Here is a 16,390-nt window from a genome sequence, read left to right on the forward strand (position 1 = left end):
TGTATAGCGTGCAGTCATGACCCCTGAACCCGTTGACCTCTCCGGCGCCGAAGCGCTGCTCGTCACCCTTGTCGACGCCGGCGTTGACACCTGCTTCATGAACCCGGGCACCTCGGAGATGCACTTCGTCAAGGCCCTGGACACCAGCGAGGGGATGCGCGGTGTGCTCACCCTCTTCGAAGGCGTCGCGACTGGCGCAGCCGACGGGTATGCCCGGATCGCTCGACGCCCGGCAGCCGCGCTCCTCCATCTGGGTCCCGGGCTGGGCAACGGCTACGCCAACCTGCACAACGCGCGGCGCGCTCACACGCCGCTGGTGTGCATCGTGGGTGTCCACGCCGCCGATCACGTCGGCTACGACGCGCCCCTCCAGCTGGAGGTCGAGGCCATCGCGCGCACCCTCGACGGCTGGGTCAGGACCAGTGGCACCTCCCGCTCCCTGCCGGTCGACGCCGCCCGTGCTGTCGCGGCCAGCCAGAGCAACGGTGGCCAGATCGCGACCTTGATCGTGCCCGCCGACGCCTCGTGGAAGACCGGTGCGAACCCGGCCGCGCCGCGCCCTGTGCCCGTCCGTACGCCGAGCCCAGCTGCGGCGTGCGACATCGCAGCCGAGTGGCTGCGCGAGGGAGCCAGCACCCTGCTGCTGCTCGGCGGGCCGGCGCTCGACGAGCCGGCCGTCCTGGCCGCTGACGCCATCCGCGCGGCCACCGGGGCGAGCGTGCTGGTCGAGACCTTCCCCTCGCGCGTAGACCAGGGGGGCGACCTCCCCTCGTTCGACCGCATCCCCTATCTCCCCGAGATGGCTGATGCGAAGCTGGCCGGCATCGAGAAGATCGTCCTGGTCGGGGCCGCGGCTCCGGCGACGTTCTTCGGCTACCCCGGACGTAGCGGTGATCTCGTCGGCGAGCGCCCGCTGCTTCCGCTCTGCGACGTCACCCATGACGTCGCGGCCACGTTGCAGGGCCTCGCCGAGGCCCTCGACGCCCCGCCGACCGGCCCGGCTGAGCGTGCGGTGGCACCCGAGGTCTCCCCCGGGGAGTCGCTCGACGTGATGAGTCTCGTGCAGGTCGTCGCGGCGACCCTTCCCGAAGGCGCGATCGTGGTCGACGAGCTCAATACCTCTGGTCTGGGACTGCCGGCGGCCTTGAAGTCCGCCCCGCGCCATAGCCTGCTCACGCTGACCGGAGGCGCGATCGGGCAGGGAATGCCAGTGGCGACAGGGGCGGCCCTCGCAGCTCCGGCACGCCGTGTCTTCTCCCTCGAGGCCGACGGCAGCGCCGCCTACACGATCCAGTCGCTCTGGACCCAGGCTCGTGAGAACCTGCGGGTCACCACGGTCCTGGTCAACAACGCCGCCTACGCGATCCTGCGCATGGAGCTGCAGCGCACCGGCGCAGGAGCGCCCGGCACGAAGGCCCGCGCGATGCTCGACCTGGACTCCCCGGTGCTCGACTTCACCGCCATCAGCACCGGCTTTGGTGTACCGGCTCGCCGGGTCACGACGACCACCGAGCTTCAGGAGGCCCTCGCGGAGGCGGAGCGCACCGACGGTCCGTTCCTCATCGAGGCCATCGTCCCGGCGATCGCCTAGAGGCACTGTCGCGGCCGCGATGAACCCGAACGCCGACTCGCCCCGGAAGTGGAACCGCAGTCGGCAACCACCGGCCAGGCGGAGAGCTGGTGGCGCCGGCGTTCCGTTGGGGTGTCGGATTCGGGACGGCGACGCCGTAGCTGCTCAGTGACTTGTTCACGACTCCGCAATGTCGGCCTTCGCGGCGATCCGTCGGCGTCCGATAGCGCAGTAGACCGTGGATCGGCCAACGCCGAAGAGCTTGGCCACCTCGAGAGTGCCGTACTCGCCGCTGTGAACCAGGGAGACCAGGTGGGCTTCCTGCTGGCGGTTGAGCTACGGCGCCGCTCTTACTCTCGACGAGTCTGGGTCTCGACGTGTGGCGGGACCGCCCGACTGACTTAGCAACGCCGCACGGGATGAACGGACCCGCATACCACCGGTCACTGCGGAATCGCGTTTCTGTGAGGTTCTCCTGGCCAGCGTCTTCGGATCGATCGGCAGCAGTGACGCGGCATTGGGTCGGCCGCAGAAGAGGCTGGACCGACAGTGGGGCTGACCGAAGTTCTAGGCCGGGTGCGGTTCACGCCTTCGGCTGGTCCGGGGCACCACGAAACGTCATACGTTCGCCAGGTTGCCCGAAGATGATGAGGACCTCAGCGGGCTCGGCGCCGGCCCCACGCTGGTCATCTGCGGCCGGGAGGACCAGATCACCCCGCTGGAGGGCTCCGAGCTCATGGCCGCGGAGATCCCCGGACGCACGACGACCCCCGCAGCACGAGCTGCGGGGGTCGTCGTGACAGGGGGTGACTAGCCCTTCGGGGTGTACATGAGCTTCTTGTTCACGAACTCGTCGATGCCCAGGGTGCCGAGCTCGCGGCCGACGCCCGAGCGCTTGGTGCCACCGAACGGCAGGTCCGCGGCGGAGCCCTGCGCGCTGTTGATCCACACCATGCCGGTGTCGAGACGGTTGGCTACGTCCGCGGCCTGCTTGGCGTCGGAGCCGAAGACCACGCCACCGAGACCGAACGCGGAGGCGTTGGCCATCTCGACCGCGGCGTCGGCGTCGGCGACCTTGTAGATCACCGCAGCCGGGCCGAACAGCTCCTCGGTGTAGGCGCGCATGTCCGGGGTGACGTCGGTGAGGACGGTCGCCTCGAAAAACGCGCCCTTGCCCTCGACGCGCTTGCCGCCGGTGCGCAGGGTGGCGCCCTTGGTGACGGCGTCGTCGACCTGCTCGGCGAGACCCTTGGCCGCGGCCTCGGACGAGAGCGGACCGAAGTCGGCGTCGGCGGAGAACGGGTCACCGGGCTTCAGCGAGGACATGACCTGGGTGAAGCCCTCGACGAACTGGTCGTAGACGTCCTCGAGCACGATGAAGCGCTTGGCGGCGTTGCAGGCCTGGCCCGCGTTGCCCATACGGCCGGTGACGGCCGCCGTGATCGTGCTCTCCATGTCGTCACCGTCGAGGACGATGAACGCGTCGGACCCGCCCAGCTCGAGGACGACCTTCTTGAGGTTCTTGCCCGCCTCGGCGGCGACGGCGGCACCGGCGCGCTCGCTGCCGGTCACCGAGACGCCCACCAGGCGCGGGTCGGCGATCATCGTGGCCGCCTGGTCGTTGGTGGCGAAGACGTTGATATAGGCGTCGGCGGGAAGGCCTGCGTCGTGGAACAACTGCTCCATCGCGGTGGCCGACTCGGGGCACTGCGGTGCGTGCTTGAGGATGATCGTGTTGCCGATCATGAGGTTCGGGGCTGCGAACCGCGCGACCTGGTAGTACGGGAAGTTCCACGGCATGATCCCGAGGAGCGAGCCGACGGCCTCCTTGCGGACGATCGCGTTGCCGCCCATGGCCGGGTTGATCGCCTCGTCGGCGAGCAGCTTCTCGGCGTTGTCCGCGTAGTAGCGGTAGATGCTGATGACGAGCTGCAGCTCGCCCTTCGCCTCGATCAGGCGCTTGCCCATCTCCCGGCTGATGATCTCCGCGAGGGCGTCCGTGCGCTCGGTGTAGAGGTCCGCGACCTTGTTCAGGATCGCGGCGCGCTCGGGCTTGGTGGTGGTGCGCCAGGAGGTGTACGCGGCGTCGGAGCGCGCGAGGACGTCCTGGATCTCGGCGTCGGTGGCCTCGGGGAAGGACTGGCCGGCCTCACCGGTGGCGGGGTTGACAACTTGGTACGTGCTGGTCACTGCGATGTGCCCCTCTCGTTGAACATGACTGTCACGCACCACAACGTCGGCCGGGAGAATCTTGTTCCGTGGACCACGTCCGCCCAGGTGGTGCGGGTCGCCCCCGCTCCGGGCACGGGTCGGGGCCCGGTCGTGTTGCAACCGACACGAGAGCTGTTGGAGTCACCGAGTTCGGGGACGAGAACGACCTGCGCGAGGTCACGGTGCCGAGAATGAGGCGCCGGGCGTCCCGTAAGTGCTCGGCATGGACGCGGCCGGCGTGGTCGCGGAGGTCGGCGCGGTCAGCCGCTTCACCGTCGGTGAGGACTGACCCAGTACCGGCCCATGCCTGGTCGATCATCCGGCCCCGTCCCACCGTCGGGCGAAGCCCGAAGAAGACGCGACCAGCCGGACCGGGCGCGCTGATCCGGCCGCGATCCGGGCGGTTGAGGACCCGCGTCTTTCCGCCGCGAGTCGGCTTCGTAGTCCTCTAGCTTGCGCGCCGGCCGCGCCCTTAGCTCAACTGCCAGAAGCCGTGTTGGCGTCCCATGGTGCGGAATCGCACTCGACAGACATTTGGCCGGCACAGCGGGTACGCGGCCGCTCGCGATGAGGGAGTCTTGATCTGCTCTCGCCCGCTGACATGTGCTCCGATCGTGCGAGAGTGCGAGTCGGAGCAGGTTCACCCAGGACCTGACCCGCACCCAACCGAGGAGAACGCCTTGATCTACATCACCGTGAAAAAGAAGCTGAAGCCCGGCACCGCGGACGCCTACCTCGCGGCGAGCCAGACCTACACCGACGCGACGCGCGCCGAGCCCGGCAACAAGTTCTACGAGCACTACCGCAGCGTCGACGACCCCGACACGATCCTGACGATCGAAGCCTTCGACGACGCGGCGGCCGGCGATGCGCACGTCAACTCCGAGCACTTCCAGCACGGGGTAGACGGCGGCGCGAAGCAGTACATCGCCGAGCGTCCCGACATCCTGTACATCGACGTCGCGGACCGCGATGGCTGGGACAAGATGTCGGAATTCTGAGCCGAACAGCACCGCTCGTGCTTCGCTACGGGGCCGCTCCTCGCACGATTCGTGCGGGGCGTGGCTCCGAGCGACACGGCCTACCAAGAAGCGTGCGGGTCTGACCGTCGCACGCCGAAGAGGTTGCACATGAGAGGGGCTCGGCGATCGGCGTCAGACACACCGCGCCCACGCGCCGTACAACGGATCGTGGCCCGGTCGCCGGTCGGTCCGCAACGCGGTCGAGACGGCGTTGAAACCGGCCTGCTCCAGGTAAGCCCGGACAATGGCCACTCGCCCGTCCTCGTCGGTGACCAGCCACCCGCGGATCGCCTTGGTCGGGAAGCACCTGTTACTGAAACTGAGCACCACGACCCCACCGGAGCGCAGCACCCGGGCCGCCTCGCGCAGCACCTCGATCGGGTGAATGAGGTAGTCGATCGACACGCAGCAGAGCACCGCGTCGAAAGACGCGTCCTCGAACGGCAACCGCGGATCGATATTCAGATCCTGCACGACGACCTCGTCGGCTACCGGATTGGCCTGCAGCTCCACGGCGTTCATGCCAAGCGCGACCAACCCACCGCTCGGCTTCCTGGACAGGTGGGACACCCAGGACGACATCAGGTCCAGGACCCTGCCGTCCGGCACCCCCAGCTCGTCGTACAGCTCACTGACCGCTGCGATCGCCCCGTCGTCGATATGGGTGACCAGGCGCGTCGGTGCGTAGAAGTCGGCGTCGTCGCCGCCGTCTTGGCGGTCGAAGAAACCGGCGGGCCAGTCGATGTCTGCCATTGCTGCATCCTGCCCCACTCGTGCGCGCCTCGAACGAGCGGACGGCACAGCTACGCGTGGTTGAGGGGCCGTATAGAGCTCGCTATGTCAGCTCAGGGACCTGCCTCGATGATCCGCTCGACCTCGGCGAGATCCAGGTCGAACGGCCCTATCCGGGTCAGGACCCACGAAGCGCCGCGGTCCAGCCAGGGCGCGGGATCCTGCTCGGGCTGTAGGTCGACCACCACCTCAAAACCCGGCGCCGGGTCGTGCCCGGCCAGCGCCGACGTCACCTCGTCAAGGTCTGCGGGCCCGTCCAGGCCGATGACGAAAAAGCCGTCATATTTCGCGGCCCGGCGGATCGGCGCCCGGTTGCCGAACCGCCCAGCCAACCAGATCGGCACGGTAGGAGCTGGGCGGAAGCAGGCGTCCCGGGCGGCGTAATGGGTTCCTTCGTGATCGACCGAACTTCCGCTCAGCAGTCCGGTCAGTACCTCCAGACCTTCGTCGAGCATCCGGCCGCGCACCTTGGGGTCCGTTTCGTCGCCGAACGCACCGAACTCCCCGAGGCCGTCGTCGCCAAGCCCCAGCCCCAGCACGAACCGGCCCTGCGACAGCACCGCCAAACTTGCTGCCTGCCGGGCAAGGACCTGCGGTCGGCGCCGCGCCAGCGGGGTCACCATCGGCCCAAACAGCAACCGATCAGTGCGCATCGCGACAGCCGCGCAACAGGTCCATACGTCGGCAATCGCGGCGACCCGCTCGCCGTACTGCAGGTGATCCCAGAGGAAGAACCCGTCCCAGCCGGCCACCTCGGCGGTGGCAGCCAGGTCGCCGATGACCCGTGGGTCAGCCAGCGCATCGAAAGGGGCAACGAAAAGGCCGCGGCGGGTCGTCATGCCACCATCATGTCGCCGCAGCCAGGACGGGACCGGGAGGGACCCTGCTCAACCGACAGTGGTCGCCAACGACATTCCGTGATCATGGGCGATCAGCTCTGCCGCGCGCTCGCCGATCATGATCGTGGCCGCGTTGGTATTGCCACTGACGACCGTCGGCATGACGCTGGCATCGGCGACGCGTAGCTTGGCCACGCCGATCACCCGCAGCTCGGCATCGACGACGCTGCCCATCCGGCACGTCGACGTCTCGTGGTAAACCGTCAGGGCGTAATGCCGCGCCAGGTCCTCCAGCAGCGCATCGGTGGGCACATCACCCGTGGTGTGACCGTGCGCCTTGGCCAAAGCGGGCGGAACCATCAACGGTCCGACAGCAGCAGCCGGCCAGTGGTCGACGATCTCCAGGGCTCGTCGCATCACCGCGACCATCACCGTCACGTCGTGCGGGTCGGCCAGGTAGTTGAGGTCGATCCGCGGCGCGTCGCCGACATCGTTGCTGACCAGGCACACCTCGCCCTCAGAATGCGGCTGGACAGGGTTGGGGAGCACGACGACGGTCTCGGCATCGGCTGATAACGCGACGTCGGGATCTTCGAAGTAGGCGGCCGGGTCGACCCTGAACAGAAGCTTCCAGATGTCGGGGGTGTAGCCGCAGGCCAGCAGCCCGATCTGGGCATCGTGGGTGTGCAGGTCGCCGAGCCCGGTGGAGAAGAAGGCCACGGCGTCGTAGAACGAGGAGGACGCCAGCCCCTTGCCCGTGGTGGCCCACTCGGTCACCCTGCGCTCGGCTTCGGCCTTGAGCGCCAGCAACTCCGGCGGCATCTTGTCGTCATCGGCCGGGTCGGCCGGCAGCGGACCGGCGGGGGCCCGCAGCGCGTCCGGGCCGAGCGAGATCGCGATCTCGGTCATCGTCAGCGCCACGCCCGGAGCCGGGAAGGCAAGCGGCACGTGCAGGTGGTCTTTGAGGTGTTTGCCGACGTGCGGGTTGTCCAGCACGCACTCCACACCCACGGACGCAAGCTCCTCGCTCGGTCCGATCCCGGACAGCAACAGCAGCTGCGGGGAGCCGATCGCACCGGCACTGACCACGACCTCGTGGTCGGCGTGGATGGTCGTTGTAGCTCCGTCCGCGTCGCGATACCGCACACCCGTGGCGCGCAGGCCGCCCGCGTCTGAGTCCATCAGCACCTCCTCGACCTGCGCGTGGGTGATGACCGTCAGGTTCGCGCGCTGCATCACCGGCTCAAGGAACGCGTGGTAGGTCGAGGACCGCATCCCGTTGCGCGTGGTGGTCTGGAAGAGCGACGAGAGCCCGGTCGGGCCACCGCGGTCCCGCCCGTTGTAGTCGCCACTGGGGATACCGGCGGCCTCAGCAGCCTGGACGAATTGCTCGGCCGCGACCGTCCGCGGTGCCCGCACAGACACTCCCAGCGGACCGCCCACGCCGTGGGCCTCATCGTCAATGACCACGCCCTCCGGCGGGTCCGGTGGTGCGAGGTCCTCACTCTTCATGAAGTACGGCAGTACTTCGTCGTAGGACCAGCCCTTGCCGCCGTCTTCGGCCCACCCGTCGAAGTCACCGGGGTGCCCTCGCACGTAGGCCATGTAGTTCATGCCGGAGGAGCCGCCGAGCATCTTGCCGCGGGGCACCATCATCCGGCCGTCGGTGAGGCCCTTGCCGGCCCCGCCCGGGTCCCCGGTGTACATCCAGTCCACGTCCGGATCCAGTTGCAGCGAGGCAACCGCTGCCGGCATCGCCTCTCGGTCCGGCGGCGGTCCACCGGCCTCGACGAGAGCGACGCGCACGGACGGGTCCTCGGTGAGTCGGGTGGCGATCACGGCACCCGCCGACCCACCCCCGACCACGATGACGTCGAAACGCTCTGGCTCGGCGGTTTCAGGGTTCTCGGACGGGATGCGTGCGTCGCTCATCGGCGCCACCTTTCATGCTGGGTCGGCGACCCATACGGGCCCATTGTGATGTATATCACAGTCGAAACCGTAGGGTTAGCCCGAAGGCGACAATCAGCGATGAGCTGCGCGCCGGGCCACGGCGCAACCGACCTCAGCCGCGGTCGACGATCGCGAAGACCCGCGCCGGGAAGCCAGAGCCTTCCTGCGGTTTGGGCCAGGTCGCGACGATGAGGGCACCGGTCGGCGGCACCCGGTCGAGCCCAGCGAGCATCTCGATCTGCCACTTGTCGGCGCTGAGGATGTAGGTCTCCGCCGCCAGGGAGCCGGCGCCCACGACGGCACCCGGGTCGGTGTCGGTCGTTTCATGGCCGATGGCGGTCACGTCCCGTTCCTGCACGAGGAAGGTCAGCGCCTCCACACCCCAACCGGGGTAGTGCGCGAGGCCGTCCGCGTCGCAGTTGGCCATCGCCTCCCCATCGGGCCAGCGGTCGGACCACCCGGTCAGGAGTGCGACGAACGAGCCGGCTGGGATCTTCCCGTGCTCGGCTTCGTGCGCCTGCAGGTCGGCGACTGTGACGGTGTGGTCGGCGTCAGCCGCGACCTGGCGGCGGACGTCGACGACCACCAACGCCAGGATCATGTCGGTCACCGGCAGCTCGTCCAGGAAGCGGCCACCTCGGGCAAAGTGGGCGGGTGGGTCGACGTGGGTGCCCCACTGGCCGATGTGGGTGAAGCGGTGCGCCAGGAAGCCCGTGCCGACCGAGCCGACCCCCTCATCGAAGTGGAAGAGCGTCTCGCGTTCCTCGTCAGGGAAGGCGGTGTAGTGCGGGATGCCCGGCCCGAACGCATGGGTGAGGTCGATCCACTCGCACGAGTGGAGGCGAGCGAGGACGTCGGCGAGAGATGCGGGGTCGGCCACCCCACCGACTCTATCGAGCCGCGTTGTGTCTCACCGCCGCGACGGTGGTCCCTCGAATGCGCCTGTACGCCGACGTAGTTGGGTCCCGGCGAACGCGGCGAGGCCGAACAGCACCGGCCACAGTGCGAGGCGTTCGAGACCACCTGAGACCGGGCCCCCTCCGGACAGGATGAACGCAACGGCCGCTACTGCGGTGACGGCTCCCGTGCTGAGAAGTGCCCCGGCCAGACGCGGCTGTTCGCTGCGTAACCGGGCTCCCAGAAGCAGCATGGCCAGCGGCTGCGCGACGAACAACGGCGTCGCGGCGAACGCGTGCAGCGTGGCGTCCTGATCCAACGGCGCAAAACCCGTGGCGATCGAGCTCAGCCCGGAGACGACCAGCAGCCCCGTGACCCATGGCCCCAGCGGACGCGCGAGCAGGGCTGCGCCGCCGGCCAGCAACACTCCGAAGGTCATGAAGGAACCGTTCATCAGCCCATGACGCGGTGAGCAATAGGTTGGTAGACAGCCGATCTCGCCGAGTTTGCTGACCGAGTCCCCGATAAAGCTGTAACCGCCCTTGGTGGCGACGGCAGTGATGGACTCGGTCGCGATGTACGCCGGCCGCACGAGGAGTGCCAGCGCTCCCCAGCGGGCGACCCGAGCCCCGGTAGGTGCCTGTCGCCGTCCCGAGCTCGCCACCATCAGGTCACCGTAGACCGTGCTGAAAGGATCAATGGCCGGCGACGGACGGCTGCCATAGTTGACCCATGAGCAACTGGCCGGTCACTGAGGGTGTTTTCGAACTGGGCGATATCGAGGTGGAGCGCGGAGGCATCATCAGTGGCGCCCGGCTCGCGTGGCAGACACACGGCACCTTGAACGCCGCCAAGGACAACGTGATCGTCTATCCGTGCAGCTACTCGGCCTCGCACGAGGACCTGGCCGGCCTCGTGGGGCCGGACCTGATCCTGGATCCGCTGAAGTGGTTCATCGTCATCCCCGACATGTTCTCCAACGGGTTGTCCTCCAGCGCTGCGGACACGTCGGATTTTCCTGATCTCGTCACTGCCGGCGACAACGTCCGCGCCCAGCGACGCCTGCTGCGGGAGCAGTGGGGCATCGATCGGGTCGCCGCGGTCTACGGGTTCTCGATGGGCGCCATTCAGGCCTATCACTGGGCATCGCTGTTTCCTGACGTCGTCGAACGCGCGATCGTGGTCTGCGGGAGTGCACGTACCGCGCCCCACAACCGGGTTTTCCTCTCCGGACTGCTTCGAATCCTGGAAGCCGCCCCTGAATACCTCGGCGACGGACGGCTCCGGAGCGAGCCGGCAGCGGCACTACGCGCTTTCAGTCACGTCTACGCCGGGTGGGGCCTGAGTCAGGACTTCTACCGCGCGGAACTCTTCCGGACAGTGCTCGGGGCGCCGGATCTGCAGACCTATCTACGCACCGACTGGGAGGCCGGTTTCGCCACCAGCAGGGCAGCCAACCTCTACGCCCAGGCAAGGACGTGGTCCGAAGCCGACATCAGCGGCGGCGGTGACCTGCCGGCGGCGCTGGCTGCGATCCGGGCCCGCGTGCTCCTGATGCCCAGCGAGACCGACCTCTATTTCCGGGTGGCGGACAACGCCGCAGAACTACCTCACCTGGCCCAGGCGGAGCTTTTACCGATCCCCACCATTTGGGGTCACCGTGCCGGCAGTCCCGCAGGGTTGCCGACCGAGCTGGCCTTCGTACGAACCGCCGTGCGGCGGTGGCTCGACACCTGACCGGCACGGCCGATCCCGGCCGTAAGACGCGAGACTAGGGTCGGGAAGATGCACCAACACGAGCGGTTCGACGACGAAGCAGCAACCTGGGACGACGACCCGGCTCAGGAGGCGCGGCAGGTCGCGGTGGCGCACGCCATCTCCCAGGCCGTGGACCTCAAACCCCGGATGAAGGTGGTCGACGTCGGTGGTGGCACCGGCCGGTTGAGCATTCTGCTCGCCGACCAGGTCGGCTCCGTGGTGGTGGCTGATCCCTCCGCTGGAATGGTGCAGGTCGCCCGCGAGCGGATCGAGGCTGCCGGGCTCAGTGAGCGGCTACGAGCGGTCCAGGTCGACCTGACGACCGACCGGCTCGACGGGGTCTACGACGTGGTGTGGAGCTCGATGGCCCTGCATCACGTGGCGAACCTGGATGAGCTGTTGCGGTCGGTGGCGGGGCTGCTCGTCGACGGCGGTCAGCTAGCCATCGCGGATCTCGAGGAGGATCCCGACGGCGCGTTCCACGCCGACAAAGCCGACTTCGACGGACATCACGGCTTCGACAGGACAACCCTGACCGAGCAGATTGTCCGCGCCGGCTTCACCGACGTCCACTTCGTTGACGCCACGACCATCCGCAAGGGCGACCGCGATTTCGGCATTTTCCTGTGCACAGCAAGCAAGGGCTCAGAGCCCGGCTGAGACGACATCGATGGAGATCTCGACGGCCGGAACCGCACCACGGTTCTCCAGCCAGTGCACCGTGTTGCGGTCTTCGGGCCAACCCACGCCCGGACCGTACTCCGTGGCGATCCCACCGCGGTGGTCGGTGATGCTCCCCTCCAGTACGTAGACGATCCCCGGTCTGCCCCGGTGATCGTGAACCGGGCCGAAGACCCCACCCGGGCTGATGGTCACCATTCGCATCCGCAGCTCGCGCCCCTGCATACCCTCGATCTCGACGCCGAGATCCACCACGGCGAGTAACTGCACCGTGACTCCCGTGGTCTTCGGTGCCGCCCGGTCGTCGCTCATCGCTACGTCCTCTCCCTCAGAGGTGGGCGCGCCGCTCGCCGGAGCTGCCCGACTGCACCCCTCGAGAGTTGAAACTTCGTGGGGTTGGATGGATTCTGCACCCTCAAAGGGAGGTTCGCCATGAATCGATGCCCGGAGAAGCCCGGGCGGTCGACCCCGCTGCCCCGGGCCGGCGGCACAACTACGATCGCCAGGTGAGTGCGAACCTTGTCACCAAAAACCTTGCTGGTGGCCACGCTCACCGCACCCTCTTCACGGCACTGGACCTGACCGTCGCACCCGGCGACGTGGTCGGAGTGGTCGGCGCCAATGGTGCCGGCAAGACCACTCTGCTGCGGATCCTCGCCGGCGATCTGGAGCCGCTGGAGGGAACCGTCTCCATGTCGAGCACCGACGCCTTCGTGGGATGGCTCCCCCAGGAGCATGAACGGGTCGCCGGTGAAACGCTGGGCGGGTTCGTGGCCCGCCGTACCGGTGCCGCTGCCGCGACCCTCGCGATGGAGGCTGCGGCCGCCGCGCTCGGCGCAGATCAGCCCTCCCGGTCTGCTGATGATGACTACGCAGAAAGCTTCGACCGGTGGATGGCCAGCGGTGCGCCCGACCTGGACGAGCGACTCCCCGCGATGCTCGCCGACCTCGGCCTGCAACTCGGCGCCGACGCACAGATGACGTCGCTGTCCGGCGGGCAGGCCGCCCGGGCGGCGCTGGCCTCGCTGATGCTCAGCCGGTTCGACCTCGTGATGCTCGATGAGCCGACCAACGACCTGGACCTGACCGGTCTGGAACGGCTGGAAACCTTCGTCCGCGAGCTGCGCTCCGGAATCGTGCTGGTCTCGCACGACCGCGAGTTCCTCTCCCGGGTCGTGACCCGGGTCGTCGAACTCGACCTGGCCCAGCGTCAGGTCGCCGTGTACGACGGCGGCTACGACGCATTCCTGGAGGAGCGGGCCATCGCGCGCCGGCACGCCCGGGAGGCCTACGAAGAATTCGCCGGCAAGAAGGCCGACCTCGTTGCCCGGGCCCGCACCCAACGGGAGTGGAGCTCCCAAGGCGTCCGCAACGCCATGAAGAAATCCCCCGACAACGACAAGATCCGTCGTAAGGCCCAAGCAGAATCGTCGGAGAAACAAGGCCAGAAGGTCCGACAGATGGAATCGCGGATCGCGCGCATGGACGAGGTCGAGGAACCGCGCAAGGAGTGGGCGTTGCAGTTCACGATCGCCGGCGCTCCGCGGTCCAGCACGGTCGTCGCAACACTCGACGAAGCCACGGCAACCCTCGGTGACTTCTCCCTGGGCCCGGTGACCCTGCAGGTCAGCGCCGGCGACCGGATCGGCGTGACCGGCCCCAACGGCGCAGGCAAATCAACACTGTTGCAACTGCTGCTCGGACGGTTCGAACCCTCGAGCGGGCGAGCCAGCGTGGGCGCCTCGGTCGCGGTCGGCGAGATCGACCAGGCGCGCACCGGCCTCGAGCAGGATCTACCGCTCGGCGACGCGTTCGAGGCGGCGATGCCCCAGATGGCATCCGGTGAGGTGCGGACGCTGCTCGCGAAGTTCGGCCTCAAGGCCGACCAGGTCACCAGCCGGGTCGCCAAGCTCTCCCCCGGCGAGCGCACCCGCGCCGCGATGGCCCTGCTTCAGGCCCGCGGGGTGAACCTCCTCGTACTGGACGAGCCCACCAACCATTTGGATCTACCGGCGATCGAACAGCTCGAAGAAGCACTCGACTCCTACGAAGGCGCCTTGTTGCTCGTCTCGCACGACCGGCGGCTGCTGAACAATGTCCGCCTCGACCAGCGCTGGCAGGTCGACGGCGGTCAGGTCACCGTGATCCAGGTGAGCTGACCATCCGCCCTAGAAAACGGTCCAGTCGGAATAGGTCGTGAACGCATCCAGCGCAGCCAGCCCGGCTGCTGAGTTGCCGGAGGCCCCGAGCGAGGGGCTCCACACGCAGGCGACGCCACGGTCGGGGATGACGGCCAGGATGCCGCCACCGACACCGCTCTTGGCCGGTAGTCCGACCCGGTAGGCGAAGTCGCCGGCCGAGTCGTAGGTGCCGCAGGTGAGCATGACGGCATTGATGCGCTTCGTCTGGCGGTCGGTCAGCAGCGTGGAACCGTCGGACAGTACGCCGTCGCGGGCCAGGAAGAGACCGGCGAGCGCCAACTCGCGGCAGCTCATCGACAATGCGCACTGCGCAACGTACTGGTCGATCACATCCTCGACCGAACACTCCAGATTGCCGTAACTGGCGAGCAGATGCGCCAGCGCCGACGTGCGGTGCCCGGCCGCCAACTCCGAACGGGCCACCACCGGGTCGCTGCCGAGATCATCGCAGCCGCTCTCCCTGCGCATCAGGTCCAGCAACGCGCCGCTTGCGTCCCCGGTCAGCGCCTGCAGCCGGTCGGTCACCACGAGCGCACCCGCGTTGATGAACGGATTACGCGGACGTCCCGCCTCCTGATCCAGCAGGAGCAGCGAGTTGAACGGGCCACCGGACGGTTCGCGCGAAACCCGCTCCCAGATGCGCTCCCCCTCTGCCGCGATCACGAGCGCAAGGGTGAAGACCTTACTGATGCTCTGCACCGAGAAGCGCACGTCTGTATCGCCGACGACGTGCACCTGACCGTCCAGAGAGGCCACCGCCATCCCGAACTGCATCGGGTCCACCGACGCCAGACTGGGTATGTACTCGGCCAGCTTGCCGCGGCCTACCTCAGGCGCGGCGACCTCCTGCGCCCGCAGCAGCGCCTGGCTGATCTGCACGCTATTCCCACTCGATAGTGCCCGGCGGCTTGCTCGTCACATCCAGGACCACCCGGTTGACCTCACTCACCTCGTTGGTGATCCGGCCGGATATCTTGGCGAGCACCTCATACGGCAGTCGCGTCCAGTCGGCGGTCATCGCGTCTTCGGAGGACACCGGTCGCAACACGATGGGGTGACCGTAGGTGCGCCCGTCGCCCTGCACCCCGACCGAACGCACGTCTGCGAGCAGCACCACAGGGCACTGCCAGATGTCACGGTCCAAGCCGGCCGCGGTGAGTTCCTCACGGGCAATGGCGTCCGCGCGGCGCAGGATCGCCAGGTTGTCCGCGCTCACCGCACCGATGATGCGGATACCGAGACCCGGCCCGGGGAAGGGTTGGCGCCACACGATGCCCTCGGGAACGCCGAGCTCGAGCCCGACCTGGCGCACCTCGTCCTTGAAGAGGCTGCGCAGTGGCTCGATGAGCGAGAACTGCAGATCGTCGGGCAGCCCGCCGACGTTGTGGTGGGATTTGATGTTGGCCGCACCGGTGCCGCCGCCGGATTCCACGACGTCGGGGTAGAGCGTGCCCTGCACCAGGAATTTCACCGGATGCTCGTCTTCATCCGCCGACCCGACGATGTCGCGCGCGGCCTGCTCGAAGCAGCGGATGAACTCGCGGCCGATGATCTTTCGCTTGGTCTCCGGGTCGGTCACTCCCGCGAGTGCGGTCAGAAACTGTTCGGCGGCGTCCACGACGACCAGGTCGACACCGGTCGCGTCGACGAAGTCCTCGCGCACCTGCTGTGCTTCACCCTCGCGGAGCAATCCGTGGTCGACGAAAACACAGGTCAGCTGATCGCCGATGGCTCGCTGCACCAACGCCGCAGCCACCGAGGAGTCCACTCCCCCGGACAGCCCGCAGATTGCACGGGCCGAACCGACCTGCTCTTTGACATTCGCGACCAGCTCGGTCGCCATGGCTTCTGCGGTCCAGTTCGGCGTCAGCTTCGCACCGCGCAGCAGGAAGTTCTCCAACACCCGCTGACCGAAGGTCGAGTGCAGCACCTCGGGGTGCCACTGCACGCCGTACAAGGCCCGCTCATCGTCCTCGATCGCCGCGACTGCCGCCCCGGGGGTGACTGCTGTGACACGTACGCCCGATGGTGGGGAGGACACCGCGTCGCCGTGACTCATCCACACCGACTGCTCGTCCGGCTGCCCGTCGAAGAGCGTGCTCGTGGTGTCGGCGAGCTGAGCGATCGTCGCGCCGTACTCGCGCAGCCCGGTGTGCTCGACGTTCCCGCCCAGCGCCTGGACCATTGCCTGGAAGCCGTAACAGATACCGAACACCGGAATGCCGGCTTCCAGCAGCGCACTGTCCAGACCGGGCGCGTTGTCGGCATACACCGAGGACGGCCCGCCGGATAGGATGATCGCGGCCGGTTTCCGCTCCAGGATCGCGGCCGCCGACATCGTGTGCGGCACGACCTCGCTGTAGAGCGAGGCCTCCCGCACCCGTCGGGCGATCAACTGGGCGTACTGGGCGCCGAAATCGACGACGAGGACAGGATTTTCCTGCAGGGGCGCGGTCACGCGGGCAA

Annotated in this window: 15 protein-coding genes; 6 read left to right on the forward strand and 9 right to left on the reverse strand. The window is 68.0% G+C overall.

Going from position 1 to position 16,390, the window contains the following annotated elements; translation table 11 throughout:
- Positions 1–16: 16 nt before the first annotated feature.
- Both V3G39_16050 and V3G39_16055 read left to right on the forward strand, forming a co-directional pair.
- Positions 17–1,591, forward strand: coding sequence for an acetolactate synthase large subunit (locus V3G39_16050; protein XAS76140.1), 1,575 nt, complete (start codon positions 17–19; stop codon positions 1,589–1,591).
- A gap of 613 nt (positions 1,592–2,204) precedes the next feature.
- Positions 2,205–2,384 (forward strand): hypothetical protein, encoded by a 180-nt coding sequence (locus tag V3G39_16055; GenBank protein ID XAS76141.1) that lies wholly within the window; start codon positions 2,205–2,207, stop codon positions 2,382–2,384.
- Here the strand turns inward: V3G39_16055 and V3G39_16060 are convergent.
- Complete coding sequence (locus V3G39_16060) at positions 2,381–3,760, reverse strand: NAD-dependent succinate-semialdehyde dehydrogenase (protein XAS76142.1); 1,380 nt, start codon at positions 3,758–3,760, stop codon at positions 2,381–2,383. The two genes, V3G39_16055 and V3G39_16060, sit on opposite strands and share 4 nt — an antisense overlap.
- Before the next feature lie 701 nt (positions 3,761–4,461).
- Between V3G39_16060 and V3G39_16065 the strand changes: the two genes are divergently transcribed.
- Positions 4,462–4,782 carry an antibiotic biosynthesis monooxygenase gene (locus V3G39_16065; protein XAS76143.1) on the forward strand — a complete coding sequence of 107 codons (321 nt, stop codon included), beginning with the start codon at positions 4,462–4,464 and terminating at the stop codon, positions 4,780–4,782.
- A gap of 153 nt (positions 4,783–4,935) precedes the next feature.
- On the opposite strand, the gene V3G39_16070 is transcribed toward V3G39_16065, so the two are convergent.
- From V3G39_16070 to V3G39_16090, 5 genes are all read right to left on the reverse strand, one after another.
- Positions 4,936–5,556 (reverse strand): methyltransferase domain-containing protein, encoded by a 621-nt coding sequence (locus tag V3G39_16070; protein ID XAS76144.1) that lies wholly within the window; start codon positions 5,554–5,556, stop codon positions 4,936–4,938.
- Between the two features lie 92 nt (positions 5,557–5,648).
- Positions 5,649–6,434 carry an LLM class flavin-dependent oxidoreductase gene (locus V3G39_16075; protein ID XAS76145.1) on the reverse strand — a complete coding sequence of 262 codons (786 nt, stop codon included), beginning with the start codon at positions 6,432–6,434 and terminating at the stop codon, positions 5,649–5,651.
- Between the two features lie 48 nt (positions 6,435–6,482).
- A complete protein-coding gene (locus V3G39_16080) occupies positions 6,483–8,366 on the reverse strand; it encodes a GMC family oxidoreductase N-terminal domain-containing protein (GenBank protein XAS76146.1) in 1,884 nt (627 codons plus the stop codon).
- A gap of 133 nt (positions 8,367–8,499) precedes the next feature.
- Positions 8,500–9,267 (reverse strand): cyclase family protein, encoded by a 768-nt coding sequence (locus V3G39_16085; protein XAS76147.1) that lies wholly within the window; start codon positions 9,265–9,267, stop codon positions 8,500–8,502.
- 30 nt (positions 9,268–9,297) lie between these two features.
- Positions 9,298–9,951 carry a DUF998 domain-containing protein gene (locus V3G39_16090; protein ID XAS76148.1) on the reverse strand — a complete coding sequence of 218 codons (654 nt, stop codon included), beginning with the start codon at positions 9,949–9,951 and terminating at the stop codon, positions 9,298–9,300.
- A 65-nt stretch (positions 9,952–10,016) separates the two neighbouring features.
- On the opposite strand from V3G39_16090, the gene V3G39_16095 reads away from it, so the two are divergent.
- Positions 10,017–11,021 carry an alpha/beta fold hydrolase gene (locus V3G39_16095; GenBank protein XAS76149.1) on the forward strand — a complete coding sequence of 335 codons (1,005 nt, stop codon included), beginning with the start codon at positions 10,017–10,019 and terminating at the stop codon, positions 11,019–11,021.
- A 12-nt stretch (positions 11,022–11,033) separates the two neighbouring features.
- Entirely contained in the window at positions 11,034–11,702 is a 669-nt protein-coding gene (locus tag V3G39_16100) for a class I SAM-dependent methyltransferase (protein ID XAS78263.1), read from the forward strand.
- Here V3G39_16100 and V3G39_16105 read toward each other — a convergent pair.
- Positions 11,688–12,035: a cupin domain-containing protein gene (locus V3G39_16105; GenBank protein XAS76150.1), complete on the reverse strand. Its 348-nt coding sequence runs from the start codon at positions 12,033–12,035 to the stop codon at positions 11,688–11,690. The genes V3G39_16100 and V3G39_16105 overlap by 15 nt on opposite strands.
- Before the next feature lie 194 nt (positions 12,036–12,229).
- Between V3G39_16105 and V3G39_16110 the strand changes: the two genes are divergently transcribed.
- Positions 12,230–13,882, forward strand: coding sequence for an ABC-F family ATP-binding cassette domain-containing protein (locus V3G39_16110; GenBank protein XAS76151.1), 1,653 nt, complete (start codon positions 12,230–12,232; stop codon positions 13,880–13,882).
- Positions 13,883–13,891: 9 nt separating this feature from the next.
- Here V3G39_16110 and V3G39_16115 read toward each other — a convergent pair whose 3' ends face one another.
- Positions 13,892–14,803 (reverse strand): glutaminase, encoded by a 912-nt coding sequence (locus V3G39_16115; GenBank protein ID XAS76152.1) that lies wholly within the window; start codon positions 14,801–14,803, stop codon positions 13,892–13,894.
- Between the two features lies 1 nt (position 14,804).
- Positions 14,805–16,382, reverse strand: a complete 1,578-nt coding sequence (gene guaA / locus V3G39_16120; protein XAS76153.1) for a glutamine-hydrolyzing GMP synthase — start codon at positions 16,380–16,382, stop codon at positions 14,805–14,807.
- Positions 16,383–16,390 lie beyond the last annotated feature (8 nt).

This window comes from Dermatophilaceae bacterium Sec6.4, assembly GCA_039636865.1.
GTDB lineage: Bacteria > Actinomycetota > Actinomycetes > Actinomycetales > Dermatophilaceae > Allobranchiibius.

Coding starts and splice junctions, on each gene's coding strand:
- V3G39_16095 (XAS76149.1), top strand. CDS start 10,017: ATGAGCAACTGGCCGGTCACTGAGGGTGTTTTCGAACTGGGCGATATC.
- V3G39_16105 (XAS76150.1), bottom strand. CDS start 12,035: ATGAGCGACGACCGGGCGGCACCGAAGACCACGGGAGTCACGGTGCAG.
- V3G39_16080 (XAS76146.1), bottom strand. CDS start 8,366: ATGAGCGACGCACGCATCCCGTCCGAGAACCCTGAAACCGCCGAGCCA.
- V3G39_16090 (XAS76148.1), bottom strand. CDS start 9,951: ATGGTGGCGAGCTCGGGACGGCGACAGGCACCTACCGGGGCTCGGGTC.
- V3G39_16070 (XAS76144.1), bottom strand. CDS start 5,556: ATGGCAGACATCGACTGGCCCGCCGGTTTCTTCGACCGCCAAGACGGC.
- V3G39_16050 (XAS76140.1), top strand. CDS start 17: ATGACCCCTGAACCCGTTGACCTCTCCGGCGCCGAAGCGCTGCTCGTC.
- V3G39_16075 (XAS76145.1), bottom strand. CDS start 6,434: ATGACGACCCGCCGCGGCCTTTTCGTTGCCCCTTTCGATGCGCTGGCT.